Annotated in this window: 18 protein-coding genes; 10 read left to right on the top strand and 8 right to left on the bottom strand. The window is 27.6% G+C overall.

Annotation, left to right across the window (positions count from 1 at the left end):
* Window positions 1-97 precede the first annotated feature (97 nt).
* The 5 genes from ACH5BF_RS02850 to ACH5BF_RS02830 are packed head-to-tail and all read left to right on the top strand — an operon-like array spanning window position 98 to window position 10,682.
* Window positions 98-2,062 carry a TolC family protein gene (locus ACH5BF_RS02850; RefSeq protein ID WP_423272528.1) on the top strand — a complete coding sequence of 655 codons (1,965 nt, stop codon included), beginning with the start codon at window positions 98-100 and terminating at the stop codon, window positions 2,060-2,062.
* Between the two features lie 3 nt (window positions 2,063-2,065).
* Window positions 2,066-2,788 carry an efflux RND transporter periplasmic adaptor subunit gene (locus tag ACH5BF_RS02845; RefSeq protein ID WP_423272527.1) on the top strand — a complete coding sequence of 241 codons (723 nt, stop codon included), beginning with the start codon at window positions 2,066-2,068 and terminating at the stop codon, window positions 2,786-2,788.
* Between the two features lie 9 nt (window positions 2,789-2,797).
* The gene (locus ACH5BF_RS02840; protein WP_423272525.1) at window positions 2,798-7,216 is read left to right on the top strand and encodes a DUF4347 domain-containing protein; all 4,419 of its coding nucleotides are present in this window, start codon (window positions 2,798-2,800) and stop codon (window positions 7,214-7,216) included.
* Between the two features lie 10 nt (window positions 7,217-7,226).
* Window positions 7,227-8,564, top strand: coding sequence for an efflux RND transporter periplasmic adaptor subunit (locus tag ACH5BF_RS02835; RefSeq protein WP_423272524.1), 1,338 nt, complete (start codon window positions 7,227-7,229; stop codon window positions 8,562-8,564).
* Window positions 8,565-8,567: 3 nt separating this feature from the next.
* Window positions 8,568-10,682: a site-2 protease family protein gene (locus ACH5BF_RS02830; RefSeq protein WP_423272523.1), complete on the top strand. Its 2,115-nt coding sequence runs from the start codon at window positions 8,568-8,570 to the stop codon at window positions 10,680-10,682.
* On the opposite strand, the gene ACH5BF_RS02825 is transcribed toward ACH5BF_RS02830, so the two are convergent.
* On the bottom strand, window positions 10,679-13,228 hold the full coding sequence (locus ACH5BF_RS02825; RefSeq protein WP_423272521.1) for an ABC transporter substrate-binding protein: 2,550 nt from the start codon (window positions 13,226-13,228) through the stop codon (window positions 10,679-10,681). The two genes, ACH5BF_RS02830 and ACH5BF_RS02825, sit on opposite strands and share 4 nt — an antisense overlap.
* Before the next feature lie 196 nt (window positions 13,229-13,424).
* Here ACH5BF_RS02825 and ACH5BF_RS02820 point away from each other — a divergent pair, with 196 nt between their 5' ends.
* The 3 genes from ACH5BF_RS02820 to ggt all read left to right on the top strand — a co-directional run bounded on the left by ACH5BF_RS02820 (window position 13,425) and on the right by ggt (window position 16,624).
* A complete protein-coding gene (locus tag ACH5BF_RS02820) occupies window positions 13,425-13,919 on the top strand; it encodes a hypothetical protein (RefSeq protein WP_423272520.1) in 495 nt (164 codons plus the stop codon).
* A 111-nt stretch (window positions 13,920-14,030) separates the two neighbouring features.
* The gene (locus tag ACH5BF_RS02815) at window positions 14,031-15,107 is read left to right on the top strand and encodes a carboxylate-amine ligase (RefSeq protein ID WP_423272519.1); all 1,077 of its coding nucleotides are present in this window, start codon (window positions 14,031-14,033) and stop codon (window positions 15,105-15,107) included.
* Entirely contained in the window at window positions 15,104-16,624 is a 1,521-nt protein-coding gene (gene ggt, locus ACH5BF_RS02810; RefSeq protein ID WP_423272517.1) for a gamma-glutamyltransferase, read from the top strand. Before ACH5BF_RS02815 ends, ggt begins: the two co-directional genes overlap by 4 nt.
* A gap of 15 nt (window positions 16,625-16,639) precedes the next feature.
* On the opposite strand, the gene ACH5BF_RS02805 is transcribed toward ggt, so the two are convergent.
* The 6 genes from ACH5BF_RS02805 to ACH5BF_RS02780 form a co-directional block, all read right to left on the bottom strand.
* Window positions 16,640-17,377: a tRNA (5-methylaminomethyl-2-thiouridine)(34)-methyltransferase MnmD gene (locus ACH5BF_RS02805; RefSeq protein ID WP_423272516.1), complete on the bottom strand. Its 738-nt coding sequence runs from the start codon at window positions 17,375-17,377 to the stop codon at window positions 16,640-16,642.
* 2 nt (window positions 17,378-17,379) lie between these two features.
* Window positions 17,380-17,823, bottom strand: coding sequence for a hypothetical protein (locus tag ACH5BF_RS02800; protein ID WP_423272515.1), 444 nt, complete (start codon window positions 17,821-17,823; stop codon window positions 17,380-17,382).
* A 3-nt stretch (window positions 17,824-17,826) separates the two neighbouring features.
* Complete coding sequence (gene luxS, locus ACH5BF_RS02795; protein ID WP_423272514.1) at window positions 17,827-18,342, bottom strand: S-ribosylhomocysteine lyase; 516 nt, start codon at window positions 18,340-18,342, stop codon at window positions 17,827-17,829.
* Between the two features lie 76 nt (window positions 18,343-18,418).
* Window positions 18,419-18,733 (bottom strand): type II toxin-antitoxin system RelE/ParE family toxin, encoded by a 315-nt coding sequence (locus ACH5BF_RS02790; protein WP_423272513.1) that lies wholly within the window; start codon window positions 18,731-18,733, stop codon window positions 18,419-18,421.
* Window positions 18,711-18,923: an addiction module protein gene (locus tag ACH5BF_RS02785; RefSeq protein WP_423272512.1), complete on the bottom strand. Its 213-nt coding sequence runs from the start codon at window positions 18,921-18,923 to the stop codon at window positions 18,711-18,713. Before ACH5BF_RS02785 ends, ACH5BF_RS02790 begins: the two co-directional genes overlap by 23 nt.
* 58 nt (window positions 18,924-18,981) lie before the next feature.
* Window positions 18,982-19,371, bottom strand: a complete 390-nt coding sequence (locus ACH5BF_RS02780) for a hypothetical protein (RefSeq protein WP_423272511.1) — start codon at window positions 19,369-19,371, stop codon at window positions 18,982-18,984.
* Window positions 19,372-19,536: 165 nt separating this feature from the next.
* On the opposite strand from ACH5BF_RS02780, the gene ACH5BF_RS02775 reads away from it, so the two are divergent.
* Together ACH5BF_RS02775 and ACH5BF_RS02770 are read left to right on the top strand one after the other, a co-directional pair.
* The gene (locus ACH5BF_RS02775) at window positions 19,537-21,165 is read left to right on the top strand and encodes an AAA family ATPase (RefSeq protein ID WP_423272510.1); all 1,629 of its coding nucleotides are present in this window, start codon (window positions 19,537-19,539) and stop codon (window positions 21,163-21,165) included.
* The gene (locus tag ACH5BF_RS02770; protein ID WP_423272509.1) at window positions 21,165-22,124 is read left to right on the top strand and encodes a hypothetical protein; all 960 of its coding nucleotides are present in this window, start codon (window positions 21,165-21,167) and stop codon (window positions 22,122-22,124) included. The genes ACH5BF_RS02775 and ACH5BF_RS02770 overlap by 1 nt, the downstream gene beginning before the upstream one ends.
* Here ACH5BF_RS02770 and ACH5BF_RS02765 read toward each other — a convergent pair.
* Window positions 22,121-23,164 (bottom strand): AbrB family transcriptional regulator, encoded by a 1,044-nt coding sequence (locus ACH5BF_RS02765; protein ID WP_423272508.1) that lies wholly within the window; start codon window positions 23,162-23,164, stop codon window positions 22,121-22,123. The two genes, ACH5BF_RS02770 and ACH5BF_RS02765, sit on opposite strands and share 4 nt — an antisense overlap.
* Between the last annotated feature and the right edge of the window lie 177 nt (window positions 23,165-23,341).

The raw sequence follows: 23,341 nt of genomic DNA, 5'->3' as shown, positions 1-23,341 counted from the left end.
CTTTTTAAACAAAAATAACTTCTAAAAACCCCATTAGATAGGGATTTAAGTTTATATAGGGCAAAATATATAAAATAATTACATCATGGGGTTTTTAATGGGTTTTTTTAGGAAAAAATCAACTACAATATTTTTACTAATAACTACACTTTTTATAACTGGATGTACAGTTAGCCCAAAACCTTTAACAAAAGATGAAATAGCTTTAAAAGCAAATCAAGATTTAAAATTAATAAATAGAATTTCTCCAATTATTACAGAACCAATTACAATAGATGAAGCAATAAATAAGGCTTTAAAAAATAATGTAAGAAATAAAATAAAATTAATGCAAACAGCATTAGCAAAACAGCAAATTGATTTAGTTTATTATGACATGCTTCCAAACTTAACTACAAGTGCAGGATATTCAAAAAGAGATGAATATGCAGCATCTGCAAGTACATCTTTTTCAAATGGTAACCCAGAGCCAATAATTGGAACACCTTCATACTCTGTATCACAAGATAAAGAGAAGATTGATGCGGATATCTCTTTTAGTTGGAATATTTTAGATTTTGGATTATCTTATGTAAAAGCTCAACAACAAGCTGATAAGTATCTAATGGCAAAACAAAATGAAAGAAAAGTAATTCATAATATCGTTCAAGAAGTAAGAAGAACTTATTATAAAGCTGCTTCTGCACAAGCTTTACTTAAAAAAATTGTACCAATGATGAAAGATGTTCAAACAGCTTTAGATGACTCAAATAAGATTAAAAAACTAAGAATAAATTCACCAATGCAATCTTTGGCTTATCAAAGGGATTTATTAGAAGTATTAAGATCTCTTCAAACTTTAGAGAGAAGTTTGATGAATGCTAAAGTTGAATTAGCAGAGCTAATGGGACTTAAAGCAGGTACACATTTTACTATTGCACAAGAGATTAAAAATGACTATGAACTTCCAAAGTTAAATTTAGGTCTTAAAGAAATGGAAGTGATGGCTTTAGAAAATAGACCAGAAATTTTAGAAAGTAGATACCAACAAAGAATTTCACATAAAGAAACAACAAGAGCTATATTACAAATGCTTCCTGGAATTAAGTTAAATAGTAGTATTTCATATGATAACAATGATTATTTACTAAATAACAATTGGACTTCATATGGAGCGACAATTTCATGGAATTTATTAAATATCTTTAAAGCAAGTACAAGTCAAAAGCTTGCAAAAACAAAAATTGCAATTGCAAAGGAACAAAAGTTAGCTATTTCTATGGCAGTTTTATCTCAAGTACATTTATCTTTAGCTGATTTTGAACAATCAAAGAAAGAGTATATGCTTTCTAAAAAATATTTAGATGTAGCCCAAGAGATTTATAAATTAACAGAAGTTACAAATAGACTTGATATGAATAGTAGATTAGTTTATATAAAAGAGAAACTAAACTATATTTTGGCATTGCTTAGACACTCTTCTTCATATGCAAATGTTCAAAATAGTTATGGAAGAGTTTTTGCTTCAATTGGAACTTATGAAGATATAGGAAAAGAAACAATTGAGAAAAATAGTATTTTAAAAGAACAAAAACCTAAAAAGCAAGAAATAAAAGAAGTAAAAGCTGAAACAAAAAAGAGAGTAGAAAACCTTATAAAGACTGCACAAACTACGCAAAATGTATACTTAAGAAAAGAACCTAATAAAGATAGTGAATTTAGTGTAGTTTTATTAAAAGATAGAAAAATAAAAGTTTTAAGAGAGTTTGAAAATAAATTTGGGAAATGGGTAGAAACACCTTTGGGATTTATTTACAAAAGTGCAGTATTTATTAAAGATGAAGTTGAAAATAAAGATTTGATTTTAGCAAATAAAATGGATGCAAAAAAGAGTATTTTTAAAGCTGTTGCTTTTAAACATGCAAATATAAGAACACAACCAAACTGGCAAAGTCCGACAGTTTTTTTATTGCCAAAAGATAAAAAAATTAATATCTCTGAAATAGTATCAACAAAAAAAGATATATGGTATAAAACTTCTTTTGGGTATGTTAGTAATTTAGTTATGGATATAGAAGAGTAAGATATGAAAAAAGCATTTTTATTAATATTAATTTCAACATTTGTTTTTGCACAAGATGAGATTAGTTCAAGAGCTGTAATTACTTCTTATGATAAAACAATTCTTTCAAGTGAACTTGCAGGAAATATTACTTATTTGAAAAAAACAGAAGGTGATTCTTTTAAAAAAGATGAAGTTTTAGTAAAAATTAATTGTGATATTTATCAAGCAAAAAAATCAAAAGCAGCAATTGAAAAAAATATTGCTTATTTAAAATATAAAAAGAATAAAAAACTAGAAAGCTTTAAATCAATAGGTAAATTTGAAGTTGATATTGCAAGAGAAGAGTTTCGAAAGCAAGAGGCTGAATATAAGATAGCTTCTATAAATGTACAAAGATGTAATATTCAAGCACCATATAATGGAAGAATAGTAAGTAGAGAAGTTAGTCAACATCAAAGTGTAAAACCTAATGAACAGATATTAGAGATTATTTCAACAGATAGTTTAGAAGCGAAAACATTTGTTCCTTCAACTTGGTTGTCAGTTTTAAAAAAAGGCATGAAAGTTGTTTTAAATGTAGATGAAACTCAAACTTCGATAAATGCTGTAATTAAAGAAATAGGTTCTGTAGTTGACCCAATAAGTCAGACAGTTTTAGTTAGAGTGGCTTTACAAAAACCATATGATAAAATTATTCCAGGGATGAGTGCAACAGCAATATTTCAAATTGATGAACAAAAATAAAGGGTTATTATGAAAAGAAATCCACTAATTAGTACCCTAGAACCAAGAGTATTATTTGACGGAGCAGCTGTGGCTACTGCTGTTGATGTTTTAGATAATAATAGTTTTGAAAACAATGATACACCAGATAATACTTCAGATAATCAAAAAACAAAAGAAATAGCTTTTATTGACAGTAGTGTTGAAAACAAAGAAAAAATTGTAGAACAATTAGATGATAATATCGAAGTTTACTACTTAGATAGTAATAGTGATGCAATAAAACAAATTGAAAGCATTTTACAAAATATAGATGATATTGATAGTTTGCATATAATTTCCCATGGAAAAGAAGGAGAACTTCTTTTTTCTTCTAGTTTAGTTAATAATGAAAATATTGATGATTATAAAGAAAGTTTTGAGAATATCTCAAAAAGTTTAAATGAAAATGCAGATATTTTATTATATGGTTGTTCAGTTGGACAAAGTAATCAAGGTAGAGATTTTGTTGATAAATTAGCTATTTTAACAAATGCAGATATCGCTGCCTCAGATGATTTAACAGGGGATGAGCTTTTAGAAGCAGATTGGAACTTAGAGTATAGTACAGGATTTATTGAAAGTGAAACTATCGTAATTGAAAATTATGAGACTTTACTAGCAAATGATGCTCCTTATCTTTCAACTTCAAATAACTTTGATGCTATTCCTGCGAGTGATTTTTCTAAAAATGAAGCTCAATTTGCCTTTGATAATGATGTAAATACTTCTTACTCTTATCAACCAGGTGGAGGAAGTAACTTTACTTTTGATGCAGGTAACTTTTATATAGTTGATTCAATTACAATTGTAACATCAGATGGTCCAACAGATTATGACCCAACAAGATTTGCTATTTATGGTTCAAATGATAATTCTAATTTTACTTTTATTGCATCAGGAGATTTAAATCCTGATATAGCAAGACAAACAGAATCTCCTAAAGCACCATTTAGTAATACAGAAGTTTATAGATACTATAAAGTAGAATTTAATGCCCTTAGAGGTTCAGGTTCTTCAATACCTGTTCAAGTTGCAGAGATAAAAATTGGGGGTTCAGATGTAACAACTTTTACTTATACAGAAGGAGGTACACCCTCAGAATTAGTAAATCTTGTAATTTTAACTGATGATGGTACTAATTTAGAGAGTGCAGAAATTTCTATTAGTGATGGTTTTACAAATGGTGATATTCTTAGTTTTTTAAATGATGATAATACTCTTTATGGAAATATTTCTTCTTCATATGACAGTTCTACAGGGGTTTTAAGTCTAGTGGGAACTGCAACAATTGAACAATATAAAAATGCAATTAAGGCTGTTAGATTCTATTCTACAAGTGATTCCCCAGAAAGCACTTTTAATCAAAGAACAATATCATGGAAAGTAAATGATGGAGTAAATGATAGTAATACTTCTCAAACAATTCTTGAAATAGTTGGTGAAAATGATGCACCGATAATTGATAGTGCTGATGATACAAAAAACTTAGTTGAAGACGGAATTGTTAGTGCTTCAGGTGGTATTGATATTAGTGATAAAGATTTAAATGATACTTTATCTGCAAGTTATATTACAAACTCAATTGAGGCTTATTTAAGTGATGGTACAAGTATGAGTTTAGATAGTGCAAGCTCAAATGATATTATCAATGCATTTAGTTTCACAAATAGTAGTATTAACTCAAACACTGGAACTTTTAACTGGAGTTATTCTATTACAAATAATAAATTAGATTTTCTAGCAAAAGATGAGTCAGTAGTAGCAAAATTTACAATAAGAGTTACAGATAGTAGTGGTGCTAGTGTTAATCAAGTTATAACTATAAATATCCAAGGAACAAATGATGCTCCTATAGTAAATAGTTCAACAAATACGGGTGAAATAGTTGATAAAGGTGTGGTTAGTCAAAATGGTGTTATAACTTTTGTTGATCCAGACCTTACAGATACTCCTTCTGCTTCTTTAGTTAGCACAAATATTAATGGGTATAGTTTAAGTGATTTACAAAAACAAGATATAATTGATGCATTTTCTATTACTCCTTCTAATACAAATAGTAATAATGGAAGTATAAATTGGGACTTTACTATAAGTCAAAATGATATTCAGTTTTTAGGTGAAGGTGAAACTCTTACAGCTACATTTACAGTAGAAGTTAATGATGGAAATAATGGCACTAAACAGCAGAATATTGTTATTACAATAAAAGGAACAAATGAACAGCCAGTTATTAATGTAATTGATGATGAAGGAAGAGTATCTGAAGGCTCAACTTTAAGTGATAGTGGCTCGATTAATTTTAGTGATATAGATATTTCTAATAAGCCCGTTGTAAGTGAGAGCTTAACAAATATTCAAGCAGTAGATAAAGATGGAAATACTCTTACTTTAAGTGGTTCAAATGCAACTATTTTAGAAGATGCCTTCTCAATTACTCAAACTACACCTAATTCTAATAGTTCAGAGGTAAAATGGAATTATTCATTAACTGAAACTCAATTGGATTTTTTAAGTCAAGGTGATGAAATTACTTTAACTTTTCAAATAAGAGTACAGGATGAAACAGGAGCTTTTGCTACTCATGATATTACAATAGTAATTATAGGAGAAAATGATATTCCAGTAATTACAGCAGTAGATGTAAATGGGGCAATTCAAGAAGGTTCAAGCTTAAGTGATAGTGGTTCAATTGATTTTACAGATATTGATAAAGATGATAATCCAGTAGGAAGTTTTGGTGTAAAAGATGTTACAGCCACAAAAAGTGATAACTCAACACTTACTTTAACTCCTTCTCAAAGAGCTGCAATTGAAAATGCATTTTCTATTACAAACCTTAGTTCAAATACAAATAATGGGACTGTTACTTGGAATTATAATATAAATGAAGCAGATATAAATTTTCTATCATTAGGTGAAACTGTAACAGCTGTATTTACAATAACAGTAACAGATAATGATGGTCAAACATCAACTCAAGATGTGGAAATAGTAATAAAAGGTTCAAATGATAATCCAACTTTAAGTGGAACTGATTTAGTGGGGAATATTCAAGAAAGTTCAACATACAATGATGGGGGAACTTTAACTTTTGAAGATTTAGATTTAACTAATAACATAAGTATTAGTGACTATTTTGATTCTATTATTGCATATAGAGCAGATGGAGTTACTACTTTTACTTTAACTACACAACAACAAATAGATTTATTAAATGCTTTTAGTATTAGTAGTATAGGAGAGGGAACTAGTAGTGGAACTATTACATGGGACTATACTATTACAGAAGATAAACTAGATTTTTTAGCGGAAAATGAATCAATAAAAATTGTTTATAATATTGAAGTTACAGATAATGAAAAACAAACAGATTTAAGAGCAATTACCATAAATATTGGTGGTCAAAATGATGCTCCAATTGTATCAAATGAAGATATAGATTCGATTATTACTTATGGTCAAGACTATTCACAAGAAATTGCATTTTTATTTACAGATGTTGATAATAGTGATAGTTTAGTATATGAAGCTGTGGGGCTTCCTACTGGAATTACATATGACCCTGTAACTGGATTGATTAGTGGAACACCTCTTGAAATTGGAATTTTTGAAGTTACTATTACAACATATGACTCTTCATCAATGCAAGCTTTAGCTTCAAGAACATATCAAATTGACGTATTAGGACCACCAAAAGTTGTTGACCCTGAATTTGAAAAACCAAATATTGTTGAACCACCTTCCGATGTTGAAGAGATTAAAGTTGAAGATACTTCTGTAAATAGTGAAAAAGCAGGAGTAGTTCAAACAAATCCTATTGAAGAAGAATCAAATGAAAAGTTTAATCAAGAGTTTCAAAAACTTGATAATATAGGAAAAGGATATACTCAATTTGAAACAATAGATCAAACTCAAGCTTTTACAAATATAAATAAGTTTCATCTTCTAAAATCAATTGATATTACATTTGATACAAGAGGAGAGGTTGATATAAAGCAACAACAAAAAGAGGCATATGATACTATAGGTTTAACAATTGAAGATTTCTCTTACTCAAATGATTATATACAACTAAAAATTGTAGATGTAAAAGAAGCTAAAGCATATGAAGTTTTATTAGCAAATGGAGATAACCTTCCAAGTACTATTGTTTTTGATGAGAAAACAGGAGAATTAAAAGGTTTAATAAAAGAAAATATGGAGTTTATTATTAAAGCCTATGATTATGATAATAAAACAAGAATATTAAATATAAAGATTGATATATCAGCTTTACAAGATGAAATTTTAGAAATAAGTTCAAATAATACAAGTCTTGATTTTAGTTCACAGTTAGCAAAACAAGATAGTGATTTAGAATCTTACGGAAAAAATCTTAGAGCTTTATTCTCAAGTCAAGAAGTATAAGGGTTAAAGCTTGAAATTAAATATTGCGAATCTTCTACAAATTGAACATAATTGCAGAAATGCACAAAGTTATGAAGAGCTAAGATATATAATTGTAAATGAAACAAGAAAACTAATTCCTTATAAAACAGCTTTGTTTTTCTTTGCAAATAAAAATAAAGATTTAAAAGTTGAAGCTATTTCAGATGTGGCAACAGTAAATACTAACTCAATTTTTGTTCAAACTTTACAATCTATTGCAAACAAAGCTTTAAAAAAAAGTGATAGTTTGCACTTGATAAACAATGAAGAGGAATTGGACTCTTATGAAAGAGAAGTATTAGAAGAGTACAAATATAAAAATCTTCTTTTTGTTCCTATTAAAATAGAAAAAAATGATGCCTCAATAAGTTTTTATATGATTCTAATAAATGAAGAGCCATTTGAGAAAAAACATCTTGAAGTTTGTTCCCATCTTAGTGGTTCATATGCTTACTTTTTATATGCAATGACTAAAAATAGTTTCTCATTAAAATTAAGAAAAAGAAGCTTTTTTAAAGGTTACTTCAAATATCTTTTTTTAGTTTTTATTTTATTGATGTTTATTCCTATTAAAATGTCTGTTTTAGCTCCTCTTGAAGTAGTTCCTAAAGAGCCTTTTATTGTCACATCAGCTCTTGATGCTGCTGTAAAAGAAATAAATGTAAAGCCAAATGATGAGGTAAAAATAGGTGAACTTCTAGTAACTTTAGATAATACTTCTTATAAAAATGATTATGAACTTGCAAAAAAGAGTTTGGATATAGCAAAAGCTCAACTACATACTTCTTCTCAAGCTAGTTTTTTTGATATTAATCAAAAAAGAAAAATTGCTGAGTTAAAAACACAAGTTGAATTAAAAGAAGTAGAGTTAAAGTATAGAAAAGAACAACTAGAAAAAACAAAAATATATGCAAAAAAAGATGGAATTGCTATTGTTCATAATCCTAATGAATGGAAAGGTAAACCTGTAATAATAGGAGAAAAAATCCTTTATATTGCAAATAAAAACATGGTAGAATTAAAAATAATGCTTCCTGTAAGTGATGCTATTTTTATTGAAAAAAATGCAAATATTAAAGCTTTTTTTGATAATGATCCCTTAAACTCTTGGCAAGGAAAAGTTGAACATATCTCATATAAACCACAGTTAAGTACTCAAAATATTTTATCTTATAAGATAATAGCCTCTTTTGATAGTTTAGATAAAAACAGTTTGCCATCTATTGGATTAAGAGGTACAGCAAAAATCTATTCTGAAGAAGTAACTCTATTTTTCTATTTATTTAAAAAACCTATAACCTCTTTAAGACAATATATTGGTTGGTAGTCTATGCTAAATAGTAAGCAAAAGCTACTACCTTCAATACGAGAAGACCTTAAACTTTTAGATGCAATGCCAACAGAAACTGGTGAAAAGAGTTGGCTTATTTTTGATCCTTTACAAGATAAATACTTTTCAATTTCATATGATGCTTTTAAACTTGTAAGACTTTGGAGAAATGGTGAGAATATTAATTCCTTTTTAGAGTTTCTAAAACAAAATGATTATGAAATTGAAGAAGAGAATCTAGATGTTTTTATAGATTTTTTGAGAAAAAACTCTCTATTAGAAACATCAAGTAAAGAAGATGTAACAAGATTGTATGATGAATATCAAAATACAAAAGATTCACCTTTTAAATGGCTTTTAAAAAACTATCTTTTTATAAAAATACCTTTATTTAAAAGTGATAGATTTTTAGAAAACAATTTGTCAAAAGTAAGTTTTTTTTACAGTGCTTTTTATAAAAATATAGTTTTATTTTTAGGATTCATTGGTATTTTATTTGCACTTAGAAATTATGAAGATTTTATAAATACTTTTTCATACCTTTTCTCAATGCAAGGGGCTTTTTATTATATAGTATCAATTATATTTGTAAAGATATTACATGAATTAGGACATGCTTTTACAGCAAAGAAAAATGGTATTAGAGTCCCTACTATGGGAGTAGCTTTTTTAGTTTTATTTCCAGTAATGTATACAGATACAACAGACTCTTGGAGATTAAAATCAAAATATAAAAGATTGCAAATAGTTCTTGCAGGAGTAAAAGTTGAACTTTATTTAGCCTTAATAGCAACTTTTCTTTGGGCATTTTTGCCTGATGGTATTTTAAAAACAATTGCTTTTATACTTGCAACAACAAGTTGGATTACCTCTTTGTTGATTAACATTAGTCCATTTCTTAGGTTTGATGGTTATTATGCTTTAAGTGATGCTACTAATACTAAAAATTTACAGCCACGAAGTTTTGCAATGGCTAGGTGGTTTTTAAGAAAATATATTTTAGGTTTAGATATAAACCCACCAGAGTTTTTGCCTTTATATAAACAAAGATTTTTTATTGTTTATGCAATAGCTACTTGGATTTATAGATTTTTCTTATTTTTAGGAATAGCTTTACTTGTTTACTTTTTTGCTTTTAAAGTTTTAGGTATTATTCTATTTATTGTTGAAATTATTTGGTTTATTTTGATGCCAATATACAATGAGTTAAAAGTTTGGACTAAAAAGTTTAATGAAGTGAGTTTAAATATGAGAAATATTACAAGTTTGATTTTATTTGTTCTTTTTATAGTTTTTTTAGTTTATCCTTGGAACACAAAAGTTTCTATGCCAGCTGTACTTCAATCAAAACAGTTTAATCAAATTTATTCAAATGATAAGGTTTTTATAGAAAAGATTTTCTTTTCAAATGAAAAAAGAGTTAAAAAAGGTGAGCTTTTAGCATATTTAAACTCTTCTGAAAAACAGTATGCATTAAAGCAACTAGATAAAAAGATTAATCTAGTAGAATTAAAACTAAATACTGTTGATTCTAATCAAAAATCTTTAGATAATAAAATAGTATTAGAAGAGCAATTATTAAAACTTTTAAGAGAAAAGGAATCAATTTTAAAACAGTTAAATAGTTTTGAAATAAGAGCTTCCTTTGATGGAATTATTTATAAAAATGAAGATATTCAAGAAGGTATATGGGTAGATGAAAAACAGCCTTTATTTACTCTTTATAATCCTAGTTCATTTGAGATTATTGCTTATTGTAAAGAAGAGAATTATTCGTATATAAAAGATAGTAAAAATGCACAGCTTCTTTTAGATAATGGTATAAAGAAGATTGAAAGTGAAGTTTTAGAAATATCTACATACTCTTTACCAAATATAGAGTTTAAAGAATTAAGCTCTATTTATGATGGAGAAATAGCTGCAAATAAAGATGAAAATGAAAACCTTGTAAGTCAAAAAGCATATTATAAAGTTTTTGCAAAACCCATAGGTTTTACAAGTGAGGTTTTATATAGACAAAAAGGAGTTTTGATTGTTGATTCAAAACCCCAAAGTATAATTGAGAAACTATATATAAAGGTCTTATCAACTTTGATAAAACAAAGTGATTTCTAGCTTTGTTTATGTTTGCTTAATTTTATAGTAAATAAAGCACCTTTATACTCTTTTTGATTATAGATAAACTCTTTGTTTTGGACTAATAGTTTTCCTTTCATCGTCTTATCAATCATTTGCTTACTCATATAAAGACCAATACCAGTACCTTGTGTCTGGTGTTTAGTTGTAAAATATGGCTCAAAGATTTTTGAAATGATATTTTCATCAATTCCATTTGCATTATCTTGAAGTTCTATATAAACAAAGTTACCTTTTTCATAGATATTAATAAAAATTAGTTTTTCTTCTTTTCTGTTTTCAAGAGCATCTTTTGCATTGTTTAGAATATTGATTAAAACTTGAATAAGCTCATTTTCATGGGCAGTGATTTCAATATCTTCAATATTTTGAATTATTTCAATATCATTGTTTTTAAATTGGGCATCAATTAAATTTAGAGTTTTAGTAATTAACTGTTTTGTGCTAAATGCAAAAGCAGGTTTATTTCTATTTAAAAAATTTCTAAAGTCATCAATAGTACTTGATAGATATTTTGTTGAGTTTACAATCTGTTCAACACATTTATCAAACTCTTTATCATCTAAATTCCCTAACTCTTTTTTAAACTTCATTCCTGTAGCTGTAATTGAGATTAGAGATAAAGGTTGTCTCCATTGATGAGCAATATTTCCCATCATCTCACCCATTGCAGCTAGTTTGGCTTGTTGATTCATAAGTTGATTTTGTTCATTGTTTTTTTGTATTTCAGCTTCTACTTTTCTCTTTAGTCTTTCATTAAGCTTTTTAAGAAGTATTTGTCTGTAAATTAAAATGATTAAAAAGATAATAACTAAAGATGAAAATAGAATCTTATATAAAAGTGAATAGTCAAAACTTTTTTGATAGTTTACAGAAATCCATCTATTTAATATAGTTTGTTTATTTTCATCAGAAATACTATTTATTGCCTTATTAAAAATTGTTTTTAATTGAGGTATATCGTTTCTTGTAGCGATTCCTAGTTTCCATTTTTCATCAAATTTACCACTAATTTTAAGTTGTCCAATATAATCTTTTTGTATGTGATAACCTATAGTTGCAAGACTTCCAATAAAACCGTAAACTTCATCATTTTCAATCTTTTTTAAACCTTCATCAATATTATCAACTTCAAGTAGTTCTATATTTGGATATTTAAATCTTAATATTTCAGCATAAGCATAATCTCTTACTATAGCTAGTTTTTTATTTTCTAATTGAGATATATCATTTATAAACATAGTATTTAATTTTGAAGCAACAACTAATGGAATTTCTAAATAAGGTTTCGTAAAATCTAAAAAAGTCTTTCTTGATTTTGTTGACATTATTAAAGAGAAAATATCACAAGCTCTTTTTTCTCCAAACTCTAAAGATTGTGACCATGTTGATGTTGGAACCATACTTATTTTTGTACCTATTTGTTTTTCAATTAGTTTTATAAAATCAGCAGTAATTCCTATATGTTTACCATTTTCATTCTTTTCAAATGGCATCCAACTAGGGTCAATACACATCTTAATCGTACCCATTTGTTTTAATAGATTTTTTTCACTTTGCGTTAAACTATTTTTTACTTTAATATGTTCTTCATAAACAAGTTCATTAATATCTAAAGGTTTATCAAGTAAGCCCATAATTCTATATGTGTTTTCAATTAATGCAATTTTATCTTTACTAATAGGCCCAATTTTCCCATCTTTTGTGTAAACAAGTTTTTTCATCTCTTTTGCTTCAAAGATAAGACTTTTTAGGCTTTTATTTTGAGGGTTGTATTTATCAAAAATTAGTTTAGCTGTTTCATTGATATTTTCAAAAGCATACTCCCAACCTTTTATAGAAGCTTCATAAAAGTTTCTTACCGTAGAAGGATTTTGTTGTGTAAACTCTTTTGATGTGAAAATTAATTGTTCATAAAAATCAAATCCATAATCTTTTGGATGAAAGATTTTACTTTCGTATCCTAATTCTTTTAAAACAAAAGGCTCATTTGTAGTATAAGCAATCATTGAATCAGTTTTTTTATTTACTAAATCAAGAACATCAAAACTATGTTCAAGAGTTTGAAAATCTTTTAACAAAACCCCTTTACTAGCAAGAACTGCTTGGAATGTAGCAAATCTTTGAAGGTCTTTTGTAATCATTATCTTTTTATTTTTAAAATCTTCAATCTTATTTATGTTTGAGTCTTTTAAAGAAAGAAGTATTAAAGGAGAAGATTGAAAGATAGAACCTAAAAGAGCTATATCTTTACCTTTTGATTTATCTACTAGTAAGGAAATAGAACCAGTTGCAAAGTCAGATTTATTTTGAAGAACTCGGTTTGTGATATTTGTGTCTGCTGTATATTTATGAAACTCTACATTTAAACCAACATCTTTATAAAAGCCTTTTTCTTTTGCTATATAAAAACCTGCAAATTGAAACTGATCATGCCACATAAATTGAATAGAGACATTTGTCTTTTCATTTGCATATAAAAAAGTGTAAATAAAAGTGAAAAATATTAAAACTATTTTTTTCATAAGAAAACCTATATCTATTTTATATATTTTATCTAGTTTATAGTTATTTAGATTAAATTATTATATAAATTTTAATTATATTGAAAATATAAAAATATCAAGAGTTAATAATTAATAAACTTTCATGTTTTTTAAATTAACCCGTTATTATCTTTAATTGGATAAAATATGATTAAAATTTTATAGGGAAAGCCTAATGCCTAAGAGAAAAACATTTAAAGAGAAAATTTTAGACTATATTTACATTACTTCAAAGCAACCAATTTTATTAAGAGATTTATTAATCGCAAATAGACAATACAATGAAGGGATGCATGTTGATCCTGCTAAGTTAGGGTTTAGACTTAGATTATCAAGAGCTTATTTAGTGTATTTAGCTATTGTTTTATCTATCTTAGTTCCAATATCTTTATTAACTCATAAAACTTTAGCAAAAATAGATTCTCATGTTTCAATTTTAGGAGCAATGGTTATTACAGCTGTGATTTTTATTGGCTTTAATTTCTTTAGAGCAAAAATGAGAGATTCAATTAGTTTACTACTAATCAAAAGATCTTGGAAGCTTCATTTTCCTTTATTCCCTTACGAAGATTACTCTAAAAAAATGGAAGAAATCTTTGAAAAATCACAAAAAGATGAAGTTACAAAAAGAGATTTAGAGAGATATATCTTAGATAAACTTGCTGACTAGGGCATAATTATTTTATAAATAAACAATAAAAAACTATTATTTTTTATTTTCTTCACAACTTTTTATGTTAGTATTTATGTTATACAATATTAATATAAAAGTTGGTGCAACTTGATATTTGATAAATTCACAAACGGCTATACATTTACTTTAGGTGCAGAACTAGAGATTAGAATTTTAAATAAAGATGATTTAAGTTGTGCTAGCGAATATGACTATTTTAAACAAAATATTAGTGAAAAGTTTAAAAACAATATTACTTCTGAGTTTTTACAATGTATGATTGAGATAAATACACCTGTATTTAATAATCTATCAGATTTAATCACATATTTCAAAGAGATAACATCTGAACTTAATACACTTGCTAAAAAAAGAGGATTACTTCTTCAATCTAGTGGTTCAAGTGCTTTAAAACAAGACCATTTAGAACTTTCAAGCAACAAACGATATCAAGAACTTTCAAATGAACATAAAATACTTTTAGATGATTTTTCAATCTGTGGTTTGCATGTACATGTGGGGTTTAAAAATTTTGAAAAGGCTTTAAAAGCTTATAATTTTTCACTTTTATATATGCCAATGTTTGTAGCTTTATCAGCTTCTTCCGTTTATTCAAATGGTCAAGATACTGGTATTCATTCTTATAGAACAAAGGTTTTTGATAGATTGCCAAAAGCTTCTATTCCTGAATATTTTGAGTCTTATGAACAAATGAAAAGTGTTTACAATATACTTTATGATTCTGAGGTAATTCAAAGTGAAAAGGATGTTTGGTGGGATGTTAGAATTCAACCAACCTTTAAAACAATAGAGTTTAGAGTTTGTGATGCTATAAATGATTTTGATAGGTTAGAAGTAATTATTGGGCTGTTTAGGGGTATTTGTAAATTATCTCAAACAAAAGAGGTTTCTTATGAGCCTATGCAGGTTTTAAAACAGAATATGTGGAAAGCTTCAAGATATTCAATGAATGCAAATTTTATTTATAAAAGTCAAAAAAGATGTATTAGAGAAGTTATTCATAAACTAATAGATGAACTTTATGAAAAGCATATTATAAGTGATGAGTTTATGGATAAAGCAAGAGCAATTGTAGACTCAAATTCAATTGCCCAAGATATGATAGAAACATATGAAAAAACAAAAGATTTAAATGAAGTAGAAAAGTTAGGAGTGATTAAATGAAAGGTGTAGTCTCAGCAGGAGATACAAATTCAGCACAAGCAGGAGCTGATATCTTAAAACAAGGGGGAAATGCTTATGATGCTGCACTAGCTGTAATGCTTGCCGCACCATTAACAGAACCTTTATTTACAAGTCTTGGAGGAGGGGGATTTCTTCTTGGACTTGAAAAAGGCAAAAAGCCTGAACTTTATGATTTTTTCGTACAAGTTCCTAAAAAAAGAGTAGAAGAACCAGAGTTTTATCCAATATATGTGGATTTTGGAGCAGCTGTTCAAGAGTTTCATATAGGTGCAGGAAGTGTAGCTATTCCAGGACTTGTGGAAGGAATTTATCAAGTACATAAAGATAAAGGAACACTTCCTTTATCTGAGATAATCAAACCAGCAGTTAAATACGCTAGAGAGGGTGTATATCTATCTTCTATGCAAGCAAGTTTTGTGAAACTTTTAGAGCCAATTTTCACATCTACTAAATCCTCTATGGATGTATACGGAATAGATGATAAAAATCTTATAGATGAAACACATCTATTTAAGAACCCTGCATATGCTGATTTTTTAGAAGCTTTTGCAAAAGAGGGGAGTAAAGTTTTCTATGAGGGTATTGTAGCTGATGAAATAGAGAAAATCATGAAAGAAAATGATGGGCTTATTTTAAAAGAAGATTTAAAAAACTATCAATGTATTAAAAGAGAGCCTATTGATTTTAACTACAAAGGCTATGAAATAGTTACAAACCCACCACCAAGTGGCGGAGGAATACTAATAGCTTTTACTATGAAAATATTAGAGAAGTATGACCTAAAAGATTTTAGAAGTTTTGAGTATGTAAAAGGAATGATTGAAGCTTTTAATACTACAAGTGATTTTAGACGTGAACATGTTGATGAGTTTTTACATGATGAAAAACTAAAAGATATTTTACAAAACGATAGACTTATTAAAAACTATTGTACAACTATGCATAGTAGACTTAATCTATGGGGAAATACAACGCACTTATCTGTAATAGATGAGCTAGGAAATGCCGTATCAGTTACTACTACAAATGGCGAGGGCTCAGGTCATGTAATACCAAGTTCTGGAATCATGCTAAATAATATGATGGGAGAAGAAGACTTAAACCCTCATGGTTGGTTTGCATGGGAAGAAGGTCTTAGACTTCCATCTATGATGGCACCAACAGCAGTACTAAAAGATGGAAAGCCAGAACTTATACTAGGAAGTGCAGGAAGTAATAGAATACGTTCAGCCATTACTCAAACTATGGTAAACAATCTTGATTATGGTAAGAGTTTACATGAGAGTATAAACAGTCCTAGAATTCACTTTGAAAAAGGAAGTGTTTGTATGGAGCCTGATTGTTCACAAGCTATAAGAGACGAGTTAGAAAAACACTATAAACTTCAATACTTCGATGACTTAAATGTATTCTTTGGTGGAGTTCAAGCTGTGGATGGAAACCTAAATGGTGGATGTGACAGCAGACGTGGCGCTGCTGTAATAAAAGTGGATTAAGACTAAAAACAAAAGCTATTTATCGTAAATAGCTTTTGCTTCTTTGTTTCTTTGTTTTTTTAGTTCCATATCTATGTACTTTCCAATATCATCTTGACTTTGTTTAAAAGCTAAAGTAATCTTTCTTTTTACTGGAATATGTTGATAGATAAGGTAACCAGCTTCATAAAGTGATAGTCTTATAGGAGTTGCTATTGCATAGGTAGATAAAATAGAGTCTTGTTTTGAGATTCTAAAAATATCATCAAAATACTCTTTTGTCCAAAGCTCCATATTTACTTCACTTGAAAAAGCATCTTGGTAGACTATATCAAAAAACTTGTCTTCAAAGCTTTTGATATACTCTCTTGCATCACCTATAAAAACCTCTATTTTTATATCTTTGTCTTCATAAAAGTTGTTAAGGCTCACTTCCTTGATGATGTGTTTTATTTCCTCAAACTCTTGTGGAAACTCAAAGTTTTCCAAAGACTTTACTAAATCCCCATCTAATTCAGGTGAGTAGATATTTACTTTATGTGAAAGTTTATTCTTTTTTATATAGTACAAAGTAGTAAAAGTGTTGTAGCCTAAACCAAAACAAATATCTAAGATATTTAACTCTTTTTTGTTTTTTTGAAACTGTAAAGTTGGTATGATATGTTTTGATAAAGCTTCATTTACAGCACCATCATCTATATTGTGATAGTGCTGATTATATTTCTTTGAGAATAGGGTATTTGACCCATCTATTGTGCTTACTATTTCTTGCAAATTTATAGTCCGTTGTCCCAATGGTGCATTTTTTTTGCTGTGATTGTGTTGTATTCATCAAATAAATCGATGTTATTTACAGCTTGAAAACCAGTATTTTCTATAAGCTCTAAAAGCTCATAAAGATTGTCATTTGTCTTTTTCTCTAAGATGATGATATTTCCTGAGTTTTCAATAGCCTTATACATAAGTTTTAAGATTTTATCTTTGTTTGGACAGTAAGATAAAATATCTCCTAAGATTACATACTCATACTCTCTAGCTGTTGCTCTAAGTCTTGCTGAGGTTTCATCTTCAAACTTGATGTATTTGATGTTACCATCGTTTTTTTCTCTTACTTGCTCTAGGGTATTTGTTACTAAATCCAAAGAGTTATCCACGTGTAAAATAGCGATATTTGGATAATCCGCAAATAACTCTTTGAAAAGCTCTAGCTTTTTACTCAAAACTTAGTTTCCTAGTGAGTTTAGTTTCTCTTCTGATAAAAATAACTCTTTGTTTGACATAACACCAATTTCGCTATTTAAAATATCTTGTGCGATTTGTTTTGCTTCTTCAAGTGAGTGCATTTTGTATGTACCACATTGGTATTCGTTTAGTTCTGGAATGTCATTTTGAGTTTCAACTTTTAATACATCTTCCATAGCTTCTCTCCAAGCTTTAGCAACTTGCTCTTCTGATGGAGAACCTAATAAACTCATATAAAAACCAGTTCTACAACCCATAGGAGATACATCAATAATCTCAACTGTATCAGAGTTTAAATGTTCTCTAATAAATCCAGCAAAAAGGTGCTCTAAAGTGTGAATACCTTTTTCTCCTAACATCTTTTCATTTGGAACACAGAATCTTAAATCAAATACAGTGATAATATCACCAGATGGTGACTTCATAGTCTTTGCAACTCTAACAGCAGGTGCTGGCATAATCGTATGGTCAACTCTAAAACTATCTAATAATGGCATATTTTTTCCTTTTTGTAATTATAAATTATTCGATTTTCTAAAGAGTGATTGTATCTAAAGTTTTGTAAGTAATATATTATATTCGATTTTTCCAGTAGTTTGGTTTTCTATGTAAGTTTGCTATGGCAACTATTAAAATTCTATTTTGCCTTATTTGATAAATAACACCATAAGGAAAGTTTTTTACTAAACATCTTTTTGTTCTAGTTGATAAATTGTGCCAAGCATTAGGATAGTTTTGAATTAAAGAAATAGACTCTTTTACTTCATTTATAAATCTATAACCTAAATCATTTTGAATATTTTCATAGTAAACAAATGTTTCATCTAACTCTATTTGAGCTATTTTTAAAAATTCTATAGGAAGATTATTCATATTTTGAAAAAACATCTTGATGAGATACTGTCTCTATCTCATTTTTTTCATATGCGTCTATTCTGTCTTCTACTTCTTTTGCCCACTCTTTATCAAGTGTTTTATCAGGTATATCTAAACTTAATAAAAGTTCATCTATTAGTTTTATTTTATCTATTGGATTTAAATCCATCAGTTCTTTTTGAGTGTTTTGATTTATAGACATTTATAACCTTTTTATTGATAAGATATTGTATCATTTTTAAAAGGATTATGACAAGTATTTATTCTTTTGATGAATACTTATCTAAAATGTCATTTATAAGTTTAGTTGCTTTTTTCTTTTGTAGGTAAGTATATAAAACTACAAGAACAACCCCTATCCCATAAGTAATTAAAATAGCTAAGATAATCAAAATAGTAAGTATCAAAGTATCATATAGCTCTCCTTCAAGATGAAATGAAGTAGCTTTTTTTTGTTTTTCTAAAGTGATTTTACAGTTGTACTTCAAAAGTGTATCAAGATGAAGTTTCTGTATTTCCAGTGAGTTTTTATCTAGTTTTGTTTCATACTCTTTGTCTTGAATAAGTGAAGTCTTTAGCTCTTCTAAAAACTCTTGTTTTGAAAGTGTAGAGGGTAACTCTTTTTTTATACTTATATCAAATAGTCCCATAAATAGCCTTGTTTTATTTTTAGTATAGCAAAACAAGATAGTAAGAGTTCAAAAAAACTGAACATAAAATATACAGCTGTATAAAATATGAAAGCGTAAAAATAAAGCAAAACTAAATAACACTTTTACTACCATATAAATAATATAAAATAATGAAAGTAAAATATGGAACTAGTATATCTGTGGGTAGAAGAGTATAAAAATATAAAAAAACAAGGGTTTAATTTCTCTCCTAGGTTTAGATGTGAGTTTAAAGATGAATATAAAAAAGATAAAGATGGAAATGAAGTTTTAAAAGATGATTGTGAACTTATAATAGAAGAAAATGAAGACTATGTGAGTATCTTTCCTGAAAATATTAATATAACTGCTATTGTTGGGGAGAATGGGAGTGGGAAGACTACAATTATTGAATCTATAGTTGAATCTATAAAAGAAGAAACACATATTGATTTTAAGTATTTATTAGTCTATAAAATAGGTGAACTTAAATACATTTCGAATATAGATTTAGAGTGTAGTATAAAGAAAGAAAATTTATATAATAATATATGTACAGGAGTTTATAAAAAAGATATTGATAACGGGGAAATATATCAAACACATTATTATTGTTCTGCAAATTTGAATTTTATTGAATCGAATAAATATGAAGTTTCTAATATACTATCTGTTGAGACAGGAGAAGGTAATACTTCATTTAATTTAACTACATTTATGTATTTTCCAATAAAAATCGAAATAGAATTAAAAGATTCTCAAGATTTAATAATTCAAAATATAAATTTCATTTCAAAAGACAAAGATTTAGTACGTAAGAAATTTGAGTCTCTAAAAAAATCAGATTATTACTATCATTATTTATTTATAAATTATTTAAGAAAAAGTGGTATTGATTGTAAATTAGAGATATTAGATAATAGAGACAAATTAAAAGATGAATTACCAGATGTTCTTGATGAAACAGATTTTAACAAATATTTTTTAAAATTGAAATCAAAAAAAGTTTTTTATATAGCAAGTTTAAAAGAAGAAGAAAAAGATATTTATTTAAGAAAGAATGGATTTTGGGACTTTTTTTATTTTGATTTTATTGATGAAAAGAATAGACGTTATAATGATTTAAGTCATGGGGAACAAATGATTTTTGGACAACTATTAAATATTTACTTTTATAGTAAATCTAATGATGATTTATTATTCTTGTTTGATGAGCCTGAAACTTCTTTACATTCTGATTGGCAAAAGAAATATATTGAAGAAGTTATAATATTATTAGAGAGATTAGATAGAAAATATCATTTTCTTTTTTCTAGTCATTCAGCATTTCTATTATCAGACTTACCAAAAGAAAATGTAATATTTTTAGAAAAAGATGAACAAACTGGAAATTGTATAAATGCAACTGACAAAATGAAAGATTTTAAAACTTTTGGAGCAAATATCCATACTTTACTTTCTCATGGGTTTTTTATGAAAGATGGACTTATGGGTGAGTTCGCAAAAAGTAAGATTGAGAGAATAAAAAGGTTTTATGATTTTACAACTAAATATAAAGATAGGATTTTTTCAAAAGAGAAAGTATATTTAAGAATTGAGAAATATTATAAATCAAATAAAAAAGAATTTGAACATATCTCTTCTATCATAGGTGAACCATTTTTACAAAAGGTTATAAAAAACTATTTAGATGAACTTGAAGAGATATTCGATAAAGAAAACTATAAACAAAAAAGATTAAAAAAGTTAGTTGAAGAGTTTGGAGAAGATACTTTGAGAGAGTATTTAAAGTAATGACAAGTTTAAATTATAATAACTATTTAAAAGAAAAAGACTTTGATATAAAAAAAGAGTATTTCATATCTTTAAACAAAAGTAAATTTGATACTAAAAATGGTGAGTCTTTAGAAGATAGATATAAAAGATATATAAAGACTACTGGTCCTTTTAGAGATGTTTTTAAAGCTTATAGTTTAGAATATATTATATTAGTAAAGACTGATAGCTTAAAAGATATAGTAGCTGATATAGAGTATAAGATTTCTAAACTAACAGAAAAGAAAAAAAAGAATTTATATCAAAAAATAAAAGATTTATTTAAATATGAAAGTAAGTTTCAAGGTGATGTTATCACACCATTTTTCACAGACAACTTTGATTTTAAAACTTGCTTTTATTGCAACAAAGATTTTATTACAAACTTTGAAAAACAAAAGGGTGTATACACTTCTACTTTTCAGTTAGACCACTTTTATGATAAAGGAACTTATCCTTATTTAGCATTGTCTTTTTATAATCTTATTCCTTCATGTTCCACTTGTAACTCTAAAAAAGTAAAAGGTAGTGAAAGTATGATAGATACTATTGCTCCAAATAGTAAAGATTTTAGATTTCATGAAAAAGTTAAGTTCAAACTATCCTTAGATAAAAACTGTAAAAATTTACATATAAAAGATAAAGATGATATAGATATAAAGCTTAAAGAGCAGTTCTCAAAAGAGTATGAAAAGTATATAAAAGTTTTCAAACTAAACGAAAGATACAAAGCCCATAAAGATATAGTTTATGTCATGATAGAAAAAGCAGAACTTTACCCAGATACTAGACTAAAAGAGTTGCAAGACCTAACAGGTATTCCATATCAACAAATAAAAAAAGATATATTTAACTTGATAGATGAAGATGAAGACCTATCAAAAAAACCGTTTTCAAAACTAATCAAAGACATAAGTGAAGAATTAGACTTAATTTAATCCTTCAATCTCTTAGCAAAAATAGGAGCTATATTCATCACTATAAAAAGTCTTACTATATGGTGTAGGGTTATATATGGTACATTTGCACCTACTAGTATGGCTATTAGATTTAGTTCGGCTTGTCCACCTGGACTAAAAGCTAGGATTGTAGAGATGATAGGAAAACCAAAACTAAAGTAAGCGATACTTATAAAGATACTTGATATTAAAGCTAGTATGATAAAGTGTCCAAAAGTTCCTATTAGTGTTGAGATGATAGTCTTCATCTTTACACCTCTAAAAGTAAAACCTATGATTGTACCAAATACCACTTGTACAAACTTCAAAAACTCATCTGGTACTGTTGTTGTGATAACTCCTGTAGAGTGAACAGCTATACTTGCTATCATAGGGCCTATTAGATATGCAGCTGATAGTTTTATTTTTTTAGCTATTACTCCACCTGCAACACCTATAAAAATCAAAGCTATAAATTCAGGCATATTTATAGAAGTGATTGGTTGTGTGATTAGTTTGTTTCCACTTATATCAACTTTGAAGATATACTGTATTATAAAAGGTAAACTTACAACTATAAAGAAAAGTCTTGATGATTGAACTAAAGTGATTTTTGAGATATTTGCTTTTATCTCTTCACCTATGATTACCATCTCTATTACACCACCAGGCATAGAGCTTAGATAAGCAGTCTTTTTATCAAACCCTTGAAATCTATAATAGTAATACATCCCACAAAGGATAGTTAAAATAGTAAAAGGTATCACAAGAAGTAAACTATAAAAATATACATCAATATACTGCAATATCTCAGGAGTAAAAGCACTTCCAATAGTAAGACCTATTAGTATTCTAGCAGGAGTTGAGAAAGGCTTAGGGCTTAATATAGGAAGATTTTCAAATCTCATAGCAACAGAAGAAGCAAAGATAGCTCCTAAAAGCCAAGGCAAAGGCAATCCTAAAAAAATAAAAAGAATTGATCCACAAACTCCAATTCCTAAAGCTAATAACATTTTATATAAATTTTGTGAGTTTGGCATGCTGTTCCTATTGTAGATAAAAGTATTATAGAAATTGTATTAAATAAAAACTTCAATTCCCAAAAGGAGGAAGCAAAAAAAATGGGTTGAAGTATTTATTCCTAGTCACAGGATAGGTATATTTGGAGGTATTAGGCTTAAATACTTGCTCTTCTATAATACTCATAAAGTAATAGT

The organism is Arcobacter pernae, from assembly GCF_049472135.1.
Classification (GTDB): domain Bacteria; phylum Campylobacterota; class Campylobacteria; order Campylobacterales; family Arcobacteraceae; genus Arcobacter_B.
Note: the sequence above shows the minus strand (reverse complement) of the source record. Positions and strands in the feature narration are given on the sequence as shown.